This is a genomic window from Comamonas sp. B-9 (assembly GCF_000410635.1).
Lineage (GTDB): Bacteria > Pseudomonadota > Gammaproteobacteria > Burkholderiales > Burkholderiaceae_C > Comamonas.
The window spans coordinates 20,055-32,350 of record NZ_KE148576.1; the positions used below are offsets into that span (position 1 = coordinate 20,055).

General features: G+C 65.0%; 11 protein-coding genes. 6 read left to right on the forward strand and 5 right to left on the reverse strand.

Annotation, left to right across the window (positions count from 1 at the left end):
* The first annotated feature begins 195 nt into the window (after positions 1-195).
* The 5 genes from H928_RS0112830 to H928_RS0112850 all read left to right on the forward strand — a co-directional run bounded on the left by H928_RS0112830 (position 196) and on the right by H928_RS0112850 (position 6,529).
* Entirely contained in the window at positions 196-1,503 is a 1,308-nt protein-coding gene (locus H928_RS0112830; protein WP_021026873.1) for a replication-associated recombination protein A, read from the forward strand.
* A 380-nt stretch (positions 1,504-1,883) separates the two neighbouring features.
* A complete protein-coding gene (locus tag H928_RS0112835) occupies positions 1,884-3,302 on the forward strand; it encodes a cytochrome c (protein ID WP_021026874.1) in 1,419 nt (472 codons plus the stop codon).
* 5 nt (positions 3,303-3,307) lie between these two features.
* Entirely contained in the window at positions 3,308-3,901 is a 594-nt protein-coding gene (locus H928_RS27570) for a sugar dehydrogenase complex small subunit (protein ID WP_084635786.1), read from the forward strand.
* Positions 3,898-5,538, forward strand: coding sequence for a GMC family oxidoreductase (locus H928_RS0112845; RefSeq protein ID WP_021026876.1), 1,641 nt, complete (start codon positions 3,898-3,900; stop codon positions 5,536-5,538). The genes H928_RS27570 and H928_RS0112845 overlap by 4 nt, the downstream gene beginning before the upstream one ends.
* Before the next feature lie 79 nt (positions 5,539-5,617).
* Positions 5,618-6,529 carry a bestrophin family ion channel gene (locus tag H928_RS0112850; RefSeq protein WP_021026877.1) on the forward strand — a complete coding sequence of 304 codons (912 nt, stop codon included), beginning with the start codon at positions 5,618-5,620 and terminating at the stop codon, positions 6,527-6,529.
* Here H928_RS0112850 and H928_RS0112855 read toward each other — a convergent pair.
* The 5 genes from H928_RS0112855 to H928_RS0112875 all read right to left on the reverse strand — a co-directional run bounded on the left by H928_RS0112855 (position 6,492) and on the right by H928_RS0112875 (position 11,832).
* Positions 6,492-7,940, reverse strand: coding sequence for a sensor histidine kinase (locus H928_RS0112855; protein ID WP_021026878.1), 1,449 nt, complete (start codon positions 7,938-7,940; stop codon positions 6,492-6,494). The two genes, H928_RS0112850 and H928_RS0112855, sit on opposite strands and share 38 nt — an antisense overlap.
* The gene (locus H928_RS0112860; protein WP_021026879.1) at positions 7,937-8,638 is read right to left on the reverse strand and encodes a response regulator transcription factor; all 702 of its coding nucleotides are present in this window, start codon (positions 8,636-8,638) and stop codon (positions 7,937-7,939) included. The genes H928_RS0112855 and H928_RS0112860 overlap by 4 nt, the downstream gene beginning before the upstream one ends.
* 92 nt (positions 8,639-8,730) lie before the next feature.
* Positions 8,731-10,275, reverse strand: a complete 1,545-nt coding sequence (locus H928_RS0112865; protein WP_027010902.1) for a tripartite tricarboxylate transporter permease — start codon at positions 10,273-10,275, stop codon at positions 8,731-8,733.
* Positions 10,276-10,299: 24 nt separating this feature from the next.
* A complete protein-coding gene (locus tag H928_RS0112870; protein ID WP_043339957.1) occupies positions 10,300-10,737 on the reverse strand; it encodes a tripartite tricarboxylate transporter TctB family protein in 438 nt (145 codons plus the stop codon).
* A 183-nt stretch (positions 10,738-10,920) separates the two neighbouring features.
* Positions 10,921-11,832 carry a LysR family transcriptional regulator gene (locus H928_RS0112875; protein WP_021026880.1) on the reverse strand — a complete coding sequence of 304 codons (912 nt, stop codon included), beginning with the start codon at positions 11,830-11,832 and terminating at the stop codon, positions 10,921-10,923.
* A 121-nt stretch (positions 11,833-11,953) separates the two neighbouring features.
* Between H928_RS0112875 and H928_RS33320 the strand changes: the two genes are divergently transcribed.
* On the forward strand, positions 11,954-12,296 hold a 343-nt coding region (locus tag H928_RS33320; RefSeq protein WP_043339959.1), incomplete at its 3' end, for an enoyl-CoA hydratase/isomerase family protein.

A 12,296-nucleotide genomic window follows, 5' to 3' on the forward strand; every position in this document is an offset into this window, starting at 1 on the left:
CTTTGGTATCTGGTGCGACGCGAATCCGTATAAACCCTTATTTTCTGCGAAAAGTTGTGACCCAGATCATCAAAGGCATATTCATCCCGGGGATAACCTGGGGCATGTTGCATAAAAGTAGTAAGCACCTGCCCCGCCCAGAGGCGCGGCCAGCGGGCGCCGTCTCTGTGGTGGGTCGTTTGGCAGGAGGCCTGCATGGCTGATCTGTTTAGCCAGGAACCGGCCGCGCCGCTGGCCGAGGCACTGCGCCCCAAGACCTTGGACGAGGTCGTGGGCCAGTCCCATCTGCTGGGAGAAGGCAAGCCGCTGCGCCTGGCCTTCCAGTCCGGCAAACCGCATTCGATGATCTTCTGGGGCCCGCCCGGCGTGGGCAAGACCACGTTGGCGCGGCTGACGGCGACAGCGTTCCAGTGCGAGTTCATCGCCCTGTCTGCGGTCTTGTCGGGTGTGAAGGACATCCGCGAGGCCATGGAGCAGGCCAGGCAATATCTTGCGCAGGGCAAGAACACCATCTTGTTCGTAGACGAAATCCATCGGTTCAACAAGTCGCAGCAAGATGCCCTGCTGCCGCACGTGGAGTCAGGGCTGTTCACCTTCATCGGCGCCACTACCGAGAATCCCTCCTTTGAGGTCAACTCGGCGCTGCTGTCGCGGGCCCAGGTCTATGTGCTCAAGTCGCTGACAGAGGCGGAGCTCAAGCGCTTGCTCCAGCGGGCCCAGGAAGAGCATGCGCTTGACGATCTGGCGTTTGACGACCTGGCCGTCGATACCCTCGTGGGGTATGCAGATGGTGACGCCAGAAGGTTTTTGAACCTGCTGGAACAAACGAGCACTGCAGCCAAGGCTTCAGGCGTTGCGGAGGTCACGGCCGAGTTCCTGCAGAACGCGCTGACCTTGAACAGCCGCCGTTTTGACAAGGGCGGCGACAATTTCTACGACCAGATCTCGGCCTTGCACAAGTCGGTGCGCGGCTCGCACCCCGATGCCGCGCTCTACTGGCTCACGCGCATGCTCGACGGCGGCGCCGATGCGCGCTACCTGTCCCGGCGCATTGTGCGCATGGCCTGGGAAGACATTGGCCTGGCTGACCCGCGCGCGATGCAGATTGCCAACGATGCCGCGCTGACCTATGAGCGCCTGGGCAGCCCCGAAGGTGAGCTGGCGCTGGGCCAGGCCGTCATCTACCTGGCCATGGCCGCCAAGAGCAATGCCGGCTACAACGCCTACAACCAGGCCAAGGCCTTTGTGAAGCAGGACAAGAGCCGCGAAGTGCCCGTGCACCTGCGCAATGCCCCGACCAAGCTGATGAAGGAGCTGGGCTATGGGCATGAATACCGCTACGCGCATGACGAGCCCAATGCCTATGCGGCCGGGGAAACCTATCTGCCAGATGGCATAGATCCTCCCGGCTGGTACCAGCCCGTGCCCCGGGGACTGGAGCTCAAGATTGGCGAGAAGCTGGCGCAGCTCAAGCGCTGGGATGAGGAAGCCGGGCAGGACTGAGCACCTGCTTTTTCCTGCCTATTCAAAGGTTTCCTGCGAGATCCACGCTGCGGCAGAGGGTGCCGCTGCACCCCCTCGCATGCCGTCCTCCATGCGTTTTATTAGTTGCGCATGAAACCGTTACCACATCTTGGCGAAACACATATTGCGCTGGATGAAGTGTGAGTAAAACACCGGGATACAACTGAGCGCCTCGGCAGAGGTCGTACAAGTTGTCGAAAATTTGTCGCAGATACGACAAAAGACTCTAGCGAGCATGGCGGGCATGCGCGGGAGTCGTACGACAACAAAGGTCTCTCACGATGCGGTTTTGCAAGTCAAAGTCGGGCGGCTCCTGGTCCAGGACTGCCTTCGGCTTGGTGTTTTCTGTGTGGGCGGGGATGCACGCTGCCCAGGCCCAGACGGCAGCGCCCGCGCAGCCGGCAGCCGCGCCGGCCGCTACGGCGCCTGCAGCGGCCACGGCTTCTAGCGATGCGCTTTTGGTAGAAAAAGGCCGCAAGCTGGCGGTAGCCGCTGACTGCGCCGCCTGCCACACGGCACCCAAGGGCGGCGCCAGCTTTGCCGGTGGCTACCCCATCGCTTCACCGCTGGGCAGCATCTATGCCACCAATATCACCCCGTCCAAGACGGCCGGCATTGGCAGCTACAGCCTCGAAGACTTCAGCCGCGCGCTGCGCCAAGGGCTGCGCAAGGACGGGGCCCATCTGTACCCGGCCATGCCCTACACGGCCTATGCCCAGATCAGCGATGAAGACACCGAGGCGCTCTACGCCTACTTCATGCATGGCGTCCAACCGGTGGACCAGGCCGCGCCGCAAACGGCCCTGCCTTTTCCCTTCAACATCCGCCTGTCGATGGCCGTGTGGAATGCGCTCTACCTGAAGGACCAGCGCTTCAAACCCGATGCCAGCAAGCCGCCGGAGTGGAACCATGGCGCCTACCTGGTCGATGCGCTGGCCCACTGCAGCACCTGCCACACCCCGCGCAATGCGCTGATGGCCGAAGACAGCAGCCGCTACCTGGGTGGCGGCTCGCTGGGTGCCTGGTACGCGCCCAACATCAGCTCGGATGCCATCAATGGCATTGGTGGCTGGACCGAGGCCGAGCTGGTGCAGTACCTCAAGACCGGCCGCGTGCCCGGCAAGGCCCAGGCCGCCGGCCCGATGGCCGAAGCCATCGAGCACAGCCTGCAGCACCTGCCCGACAGCGATATCCAGGCCATGGCGTCCTACCTCAAGCAGACCAAGGCGGTGGCAGGCGGCGAGACCCAGCCGCGCTTCCGCTATGGCCAGGCCAGCCTGCAGTCCGAAGACACGCAGCGCGGTCTGGTCGACGGCGCCGATGCCGGCTGGAAGGGGTTCAGCGGCAGTTGCGCCCATTGCCACCAGGCCAATGCCAGCGGCACGGCTAACGGCGAATACCCTTCGCTGTTCCACAACAGCGTGACCGGTGCCGACCGCGCCGACAACCTCATCGCCACCATCCTGCACGGCGTGGACCGCACGGTGCAGGGGCGCGCCCATTTCATGCCTGCGTTTGGCGATGCCGCGTCCTTCACCGACCGGTTGAGCGACCAGGAGATCGCCGATGTCAGCAACTATGTGCTCACCCAGTACGGCAACCCGGCCGTCAAGGTGCAGCCTGCTGATGTGGCTGCCGCGCGCGCCGGTGGCAAGCCGCCGCTGATTGCGCAGTTGCCCGGCCTCATCGTGCCGGCTGCCGTGCTGCTGCTGGTCTTGGTGCTGGCCTTCATCGTGATCCGTCAACGCCGCAAGGCCGCTGCCTCGTCTGGAGTCTGACCCGCATGACCTCGTCTTCTTTCCCAAAATCCGCCGTGCTCTGCGCCAAGCCCCTGGTGCCTGCGATGCCTGCGGGCATCTCGCGCCGCAGCCTGCTGGGCGCTGCGGCTGCCAGCGGTGTGGCGCTTGCCGCTGGCGGCTTTGCCGTGCTGGGCTCCAGCAATGCCTTTGCCGCCAGCGTGGCGGCCGATGATTTCCTGCGCCTGTCGGAGTTTGTCACCGGCGGCAGCCCGCTGTCGGCAGCCCTGGCCACGCGCTACCTGGCGGCACTCACCAAGAGCGATGCCAGCTTTACCGCCGCTGCTCAAGCGCTGCACCAGCATGTGGCCAGCCAGAAGATCAGCCATGTCGATGACCTGCTCGCCGCACCCGATCTGGACCCGGCACTGCGCGCCACCGCGACCCAGATCGTCTCGGCCTGGTACCTGGGCGTTGTCGGCGAAGACGCTGACGCCGTGCTGATCAGCTATGCCAATGCGCTGATGTACCGCCCCACGGCCGGCATCCTCGATATTCCTACCTACGGCAGTGGCCCTGATTCCTGGGGCGAAAAGCCCGTCGTGCCTGCCAGCCCCAACCAGAAGAGCCCACAAGCATGAGCAGCAAGCAAACGCAATACGACGCCGACCTGATCGTCATCGGCTCCGGGGTCATGGGCGGCATCATCGGTGCCAAGCTGGCACAGGCTGGCAAGTCCGTCATCATTCTGGAAGCCGGCCCACGCGTGCGCCGTGCCGACATCGTCGAGACCTTCCGCAACGCGCCGATCAAGCTCTCGCTGGCCAATATGAAGCTGCAGGGCGCCGGCTCGCCGTTTCCCAATCCGCCGCATATCCCGTCGACCTATGGCGACTACCTGCAGCAGACCGGCCCGGTGAAATACCCCACCAAGTACCTGCGCGTGGTGGGCGGCACCACCTGGCACTTTGGCTCGGCGCTGTGGCGCATGATCCCCAATGACTTCAAGCTGCAGACCTTGTATGGACGCGGCCGCGACTGGCCGATTGGCTACGACGAGCTCGAACCCTACTACTGCGAGGCCGAGGCCGAGCTGGGCGTGACCGGCTACGACGGCCAGGACGAGAGCGGCCATGGCGGCGAGGCGCATCCGCCGCGCTCCAAGCCCTTCCCGATGAAGGGCTTCAATGTGCCTTACTTCATGCAGCGCATGGACGAGATGCTCAAGCCCGGTGGCTATAACCCGGTGCTCGAGCCCCATGGCCGCGCCAGCCGCCCCTACGGCAACCGCCCGGTCTGCGCCGGCAACAACAACTGCAACCCGGTCTGCCCCATTGGCGCCAAGTACGACGGCTCCATGCACATCGATGTGGCCGAGCGCGCAGGCGCCAAGCTGCTCGACAACGCCGTGGTCTACAAGATCGAGGCCGGTGACGACGGCAAGATCACGGCCGTGCACTACAAGAAGCCCGATGGCACATCACAGCGCCTGACCGCGCGCCACTTTGTGCTGGCCGCCTATGGCATCGAGAGCCCCAAGCTGCTCCTGATGTCCACCTCGGAAAAGTATCCGAACGGCATTGCCAACTCCTCCGACCAGGTGGGCCGCAACCTGATGGGCCACACCGGTATCAGCATGAACATCATGATGAACGAGGATGTCTGGCCGGGCCAGGGCCCGACCGAGCTGCTGGTCTACCTGAACTACCGCGATGGCGCCTTCCGCAAGGACATCCCCAGCTACAAGACCAAGTTCCGCAACACGGTGACGACCTCACAGATTGCCTCCAGTCTGATCGCCAAGGGCGTGCTGGGCAGCAAGCTGGACGAGGAAATCCGCCGCCAGTCGGCCCGCTCGCTCAACGTGGCGGTGGACTTCGAGACCGAGGCCTTGCCGCAAAATCGCGTGGTCCCCAGCAAGACCAAGACGGACGCGATCGGCATCCCCGTGCCCGAGATTTACTACAGCGTCAACGACTACTGGAATGCTGGCCGCGACTTCGCGGTGAAGGACCTGCAGCGCATGGCCGGCCTGCTCAATGCCGATGTGCTGAAGATGGACACCAACCACCAGGACCGCCAGCACATCATGGGCACCACCATCATGGGCGACGACCCGAGCAACTCCGTCGTGGACCGCGACTGCCGCACCCATGACCATCCCAACCTGTTCATCGCCGGTACCAGCGTGATGCCATCGGCATCGTGCATGAACCCGACCTTGACCGGGGCCGCCTTGAGCGTGCGTATTGCGCACCAATTGCTCAAGGAAATCTAAGCACCACGGCCTCAGCCGCTGCCCGGCGCTGAGGCCAGTCTTTCCCCTCGGATAAGCCCCGAGCAGGACAATACCGGCCATGATCGTCCGTCCTCCCTTGCATTGGCTGCGCATGCTGTTTGTGTGGCGCGGCTCCATCCTGCCGGCGATCACGCCGCAGCTGATCCTCATCACCATCCTCGCGGTGGTGGCCACGCTGCTGCACGGCTCCATCCTGAGCTGGAAGGTGCCGCTGAACTTTGTGCCGTTCTCGCTGATCGGCCTGACCCTGGCGATCTTTCTGGGTTTTAGAAACAGCACCTCGTATGCGCGCTTTTGGGAGGCGCGCACGCTCTGGGGCGTGTTGCTGGTCGAGAGCCGGCACCTGGCGGCCCAGGCGCTGGGCCTGACCCAGGACCGCGCACAGACGCGCGTGCTGGTGCTGCGCCTCTGCGCCTTTGCCTATGCGCTCAAGCACCAGCTGCGCGGCAGTGATGCGCGTGCCGATCTGGCGCTCTTCCTGCCGCCGGGCGAGGTGCAGCAGATCAGCGAGGCGCGCTTTCCTGCCGCTATGGCCATGCTGCTGGTGCAGCGCTGGGTGGGTGAGCAATGCCTGCAGGGCCGCATTGCGCCGGCCGTGGTGCCCGTGTTCGAGCAGGCGCTGGCGCGGCTGGGCAGTGCGCTGGGCGGCTGCGAGCGTATTGCCAGCACGCCGATTCCGTTCACCTATTCGGTGATCCTGCACCGCAGCATCTATATCTACTGCTTTTTGCTGCCCTTTGGCCTGCTGGACTCCATCGGCACGATGACGCCGGTGATCGTCTGCTTTGTCGCCTACACCTTCTTTGCGCTGGAGGCGCTGGGCGCCGAGCTGGAGCACCCCTTTGGCATGGAGGCCAATGACCTGGCGCTCGATGCGATGGTCTACGGCATTGAGTCGTCGGTGCTGGAGATGCTGGGCGAGGCGCCGCTGGCTAAGGCTCCCCAGGTGCGCGATTTTGTACTGCACTGAAGACCAGGCTGGCACGCAGTCCTGCGCCCTCTGAGCGCGGCGAAAGCCGGAACCGCGCCTGCTGCAGATGGGCCAGCTTGGCCACAATCGCCAGGCCGAGGCCTGCACCCTGGCCGAGCGACTGGCCGCTGGGCCCTTGCTGCCAGCGCTGCATGGCGGCATGGCATTGTTCCTCGCTCATGCCCGGGCCATCGTCGATGACGGCCAGCTCGGCGCTGCAGCCATCGTCGGCGGCCTGCAAGGCCACGGTGACCGACTGGCCGCCGTAGCGCAGCGCATTGAGGATCAGGTTGTCGAGCATGGCCGCGAGCAGGTTGGCATCGGCGGCGATGCGCAGCTGCTCGGCCCAGGCCGTGTCCAGGCCCTCGGCACCCAGGTCGATCCGAGCGCGGCTGGCGGCATCCCAGTGGCGCAGCACCGCCTGCTGCACCTGCTCGGCAGCGGCGACTGGCGCCAGCTGCACGGCGCTGGCCTCATCGCTCAGCGCCAATAGCAGCAGCTGGTCCACCAGGTGGCTGGCACGTGCCACGCTGTCGGAGATGCGCTGCAGTTGCTGCTGCTGCACGGCAGGGTCGGCATGGCCCAGGCCATAGTCGGCCAGCGCCTTGATGCCGGCCAGCGGCGTGCGTACCTCATGGGCCACATTGCCGGCAAACTCGCGCTGGGTCTCGACGTTGTCGGCAATACGGGCGAGCAGCGCATTGGTGGTCTGGCGCAGCTGCTCGATCTCGCGCGTGGTCGCCGGCGCGCTGGGGGGGATGGGCGCCAGGTCCTGGGCATCGCGCCGCGACAGCGACCGTTCCAGCGCAGCGAGCGGCGCCATGTCCTGGCCAATGCGGTGGTGCAGCCACCACAGCAGCAGCACCAGCAGGGTGAGCTGCGGTATCGCGGCATAGAGGAACAAATGCTGGATAAGGCTGTCGCGCACCCGCGTGGTGTGCATCATCACGATGCTCAGCTGCTGCTCGCCCACGGCGCTGCGCAGCGCCACGGCCCGCACCAGCTGACCGTTGTAGAGGGTCTCGCGGTAGCTCACTGGCTCGCTCTCGTCCCAGGGCAAGAGCGGCAGCGGCTCGCCGGCCAGCTGGCTGCCGTCGGCGCGGTAGACGGCGTAGTACACATACTCGGCCTGGTCGAAGAGGGCGGCCTTGAGCTCGCTGTCGGTCAGCTGCAGGGCCACCTCGCCCTCGTCATCGGCGCGCAGGTGCGAGGCTATTGCATAGGCGTCATCGAGCAGCGCGCGGTCAAAGGCACTTTGGGTGAAATGGTTGGCCAGCGCCATCATGAACACGGTGCCCAGCAGCCAGGTCCAGACCAGCGGCCAGCGCACATGGCGCAGCACGCGCATGCGCAGCGATGGCAGCGGGCTGGAGCGGGCCGTGGTGGATGTGGTGGTGGCGGTGGTGCTCATGCGGCATCGCCGCTGTCGGCCTCGATCAGGTAGCCAATGCCGCGCAGCGTGCGGATGGCTGCGCCGCTGTGCTGCAGCTTTTTGCGCAGCCGCGAGATAAAGGCTTCGAGCGCGTTGTCGCCCAGCGCATCGTCATAGCCCGAAAGCTTGTCCGACAGACTGCGCTTGCTCACTGCGCGGCCGGGCGGGCTCATCAGCTCCCACAGCACTTCGAACTCGCGCGCGGGCAGGTCCAGCGGCTGCGCACCGACGCGAAAGCGCCGGTTGTTGCGCTCCAGGCTGAGCTGGCCCACGGTCGATACATCCTGGGTGCCAATCGCGCGGCGCACCAGGGCGCGCAGCCGGGCCTCGACCTCGGCCAGCTCAAAAGGCTTGCCCAGGTAGTCGTCGGCGCCGCTGTCCAGGCCGGCGATGCGGTCCGGGGTCTGGTTGCGGGCGGTGAGCACCAGCACCGGCGTGTTGTCGCCACGGCGCCGCGCCTGCTGCAGCAGGGCCAGGCCGCTGCCCATCGCACTGCCGCGCACGGCGCTGCGGGGCAGGTTCAGGTCGAGCAAGATGGCATCAAAGCGCTGCACCCGCCACCAGTGCTCGGCCGCACCCAGGTCGGCCGCCTGGTCCACATGGTGGCCCGCATCGCGCAGGCTGCTGACCACCACATCGCGCAGCACCGCGTCGTCTTCAATCACAAGAATTCGCATGGCCCAAGACTAGCAAAAGCAAAGTGGCGCAGCCAGAAAAAAGCCTGTTCCGGCCGGAAGGCTGGAACAGGCGCACACTGGAGTGCAAACGGTCAGGACGATGCCGCAGCGGGTACAGCACTGTCTTGCGCCTGGGCAAAGGCCCGGGCTTCCTTGCGCGATTTGCGCACGCCCGACCAGATGGCCCACAGCAGGATCGCCGCCGTCAATGCCAGCAAGGAGGCGCTGATCGGGCGGTTGAAGAACACCGAGGCATCGCCACGCGAGAGCAGCATCGCGCGGCGCAGGTTTTCTTCGAGCATCGGCCCCAGGATATAACCCAGCAGCAGCGGCGCCGCTTCAAAGCGCAGCACCATCAGCACATAGCCGATGATGCCCAGCACGGCCACCATGTAGATGTCGAACAGGTTGTTGTTGACGCTGTAGACGCCCAGCGCGACAAAGACCAGGATCGCTGGGTACATCCAGGCAAACGGAATGCGCAGCAGCGCGACCCACAGCCCGATGGTGGGCAGGTTCAGGATCACCAGGAAGATATTGCCGATTGCAAAGCTGACGATCAGCCCCCAGAACAGCTCAGGCTGCTCGGTCATCAGCATCGGGCCGGGCTGGATACCGTGGATGATCAGCGCGCCCAGCATCACGGCCATCACCGCGTCACCCGGAATACCGATGGACAGCGAGGGCACAAAGGCGGTTTGCGCCGCCGCATTGTTGGCCGACTCGGGCGCGGTGATGCCTTCGATGGCGCCATGGCCAAAGCGGCTCGGGTCCTTGGCCACGCGCTTTTCAATCGCATAGGACATGAAGGACGCGATCGACGGGCCCACGCCCGGCAGTGCGCCCAGGAACGAGCCCAGCGCCGAGCCGCGCAGCATCGGCTTGATGGTGGCGCGGAACTCTTCGCGCTCAGGCACCATCGAGCGCAGGGTGACCTTGTCGGGCTTCTGGTTGGCATCGGCCAGGTTGATGCAGCGGATCACCTCGGCCACGCCAAACAGGCCCATCGCCAGTGCCACCAGGTTGACACCGTCCATCAGCTCGGGGATGTCAAAGGAGTAGCGTGCCACGCCCGAGTTCACATCGGTGCCGATCATGCCCAGCAGCAGGCCGAAGACCACCATACACAGGCCCTTGGTGGCCGAGCCGGCGCTCATCGACGAGGCGGCCACCAGGCCCAGCAGCATCATCGAGAAGAACTCGGTGGGGCCAAACTGCAGACCGATCTTGGAGATCGCCGGCGAGAACAGCACCAGCAGGATCAGGCCCGACATCGCGCCGACCAGCGAGGCAATCGTTGTGACAAAGAGCGCCACCCCGGCCTTGCCTTTGCGCGCCATCGGGTAGCCGTCCAGACAGGTGACCGCCGAGGACGGTGAGCCCGGCAGGTTCAGCAAAATGGAGGCGGTGGAGCCGCCATACTGCGCGCCGTAGTAGACCCCGGCCAGCATGATGATCGCCGCCGTGGGCGACATATGGTAGGTAAAGGGCAGCAGCAGCGAGATGGCGGCCAGCGCACCAATGCCGGGCAGCACGCCAACGACGGTGCCCAAAAAGACACCCAGGAAGCAGTACCAGAGCGTCGAGGGATCGGCCACCACATTGAGGCCCATCCAGAGGTTTCCAAGCAAATCCATAGAGATCCTTTGTCAGTGCCGGGCTCAGGGCCAGATGGGCAAGGTCATGCGTAGACCAATGGGAAAGATGACCGTGGTCAGCGCAGCCACGGCCAGGCTCACCAGCAGGCGCGTGCGCAGGCTCATCTTGGTCGCAAGCAGCGCGACCAGGCTGGCCACCAGCGCGGCCAGCGCCACGCCCAGCGGGTAGAGCAACAGCGCAAAGGCCAGCAGGCTGGCCACCGACCAGAACAGGTTGCCCCACTGCAGCACGATGGGGCTGCCCTGGCGCCACCAGGCGGGTATCGCCAGCAGCAGGCCCAGGCCAAACAGCAGCCAGCCCAGCACGACCGGGAAGTAGCCCGGCCCCATGCGATCGGCACTGCCAAAGTTGTATTCGCGCCCGTAAAGCGCAAAGAACAGGCCTGCTGCTGACATCAGCAGGCCGCCGACGATGTCATGGATGTCTCTTGTCATTTTCATTCGGTTCAATCCTGTGTGGTTCCATGCCGGCGCGCATGAGAGCCAGGATGGGCACGCACGCAGGCGCCGCCACCTTAAGGGCGCTTACCTGACGGGAACCTGATTGCAGGGCGCAAGTCGCGCTCGCAGGCGTGCTGCGGGCGACTCGGCGTTGGTATGCGAATGAAGGGGGTGCTGCGCCGCTCAGCCCAGCGCAGGCAGGTTGCCGGCCTGCTGCGACTGCTCGAGCAAAAAGCTGATCATCGTGCGCACGGCCTTGGTCTGGTGGCGGTTGGGCATCCACAGCAGGTACATGTGGTTGCCAAAAATGCTCAGCCGCCAGTCGCGCAAGGTGGTGACGACCTCGCCGCGCTCGACCTCGGCGCGGATCACATAGTCGGGCACGATGCCCACGCCCAGGCCGGCCATGATGCCCTGGCGCAGAAACGGAAAATGCTCGGAGATAAGGCTGGGCTCGAGCCGGATCTCCTTGCGCAGCTCGCCCTGGTAGGCGCGCACCAGCAGCTGCTTGCCGACCACACCGCTGGTGATCAGCGGCACATGGCGCAGGTCCTCGGGCTGCTGGGGCAGCATGTTCTGGCCGGCATAGTCGATGCTGGCGCAGGCCACATAGTTCATCTCGCCCATGTGGCGGGCCACCAGGTTGTCCGGCGGCGTGGGCAGCACCCGCACCGCAATGTCCACTTCGTCGCGCACCAGGTTGTCGACCCGGTTCTCAAAGATCACATCGAGCACGATGTCGGGGTAGAGGCGCTTGAAGGCGATCAGCCAGTCGCTCATCACCAGCTGGCCATAGCCGCTGGGAACCGCCAGCCCGACCCGGCCTTGCAGGCCCTTGCCCAGGCTACGGATGGTTTCGCTGGCGGCGGCCAACTCATTGCGGATGCTGCGGCCATGCTCATACAGGCGCAGGCCCACCTCGGTGGGCTCGACCCGGCGCGTGGTGCGGCGCACCAGCTGCACGCCCACCGATTTCTCCAGCTGGCCCAGGTGGTAGCTGACATTGGCGCGGCTCATCTTGAGCTTGGCGGCGGCGCGGCTGAGGTTGCCGGAGTCGATGATTTCCACCAGCAAGATGAGGGCGTTGTGGTCCATGGGATGCGATTGTCCAATTTCTTTTGACAGTCTGTCAATCCTCTATGTGATTGTCAAATAAGCCTAGTTGCACTGACAATGGTTCGCAACCCGTTTTCGATTGAACAACCAGGAGACATGCATGAGCGCAGAGAACGCTGCGGTGGTGAGCCTTGCCCGCGAAGGGCAGGTATTGGTCGTCACCATCCAGAACCCCCCCGTCAACGCCTTGAGCCAGGCCGTGCGCCAAGGCCTGGCCGATGCCGTGGCCCAGGCGCGCAGCGATGCGCAGGTCCAGGCCATCTTGCTGGTGGGCAGTGGCAAGGCCTTTATTGCCGGTGCCGATATCCGTGAGTTCGGCAAGCCCGCGATGCCGCCCAGCCTGCCCGATGTGCTGGTGGAGCTGGAAAACAGCGACAAGCTCGTTGTGGCCGCCATCCATGGCCCGGCACTGGGCGGCGGCCTGGAAGTGGCGCTGTCCTGCC

Bases quoted from the DNA above. Each gene is read 5' to 3' on its own strand.
- H928_RS0112855 (WP_021026878.1), bottom strand. From the start codon at position 7,940: ATGAGCACCACCGCCACCACCACATCCACCACGGCCCGCTCCAGCCCG.
- H928_RS27570 (WP_084635786.1), top strand. From the start codon at position 3,308: ATGACCTCGTCTTCTTTCCCAAAATCCGCCGTGCTCTGCGCCAAGCCC.
- H928_RS0112860 (WP_021026879.1), bottom strand. From the start codon at position 8,638: ATGCGAATTCTTGTGATTGAAGACGACGCGGTGCTGCGCGATGTGGTG.
- H928_RS0112845 (WP_021026876.1), top strand. From the start codon at position 3,898: ATGAGCAGCAAGCAAACGCAATACGACGCCGACCTGATCGTCATCGGC.
- H928_RS0112875 (WP_021026880.1), bottom strand. From the start codon at position 11,832: ATGGACCACAACGCCCTCATCTTGCTGGTGGAAATCATCGACTCCGGC.
- H928_RS0112865 (WP_027010902.1), bottom strand. From the start codon at position 10,275: ATGGATTTGCTTGGAAACCTCTGGATGGGCCTCAATGTGGTGGCCGAT.
- H928_RS0112830 (WP_021026873.1), top strand. From the start codon at position 196: ATGGCTGATCTGTTTAGCCAGGAACCGGCCGCGCCGCTGGCCGAGGCA.
- H928_RS0112870 (WP_043339957.1), bottom strand. From the start codon at position 10,737: ATGAAAATGACAAGAGACATCCATGACATCGTCGGCGGCCTGCTGATG.
- H928_RS0112850 (WP_021026877.1), top strand. From the start codon at position 5,618: ATGATCGTCCGTCCTCCCTTGCATTGGCTGCGCATGCTGTTTGTGTGG.
- H928_RS0112835 (WP_021026874.1), top strand. From the start codon at position 1,884: ATGCACGCTGCCCAGGCCCAGACGGCAGCGCCCGCGCAGCCGGCAGCC.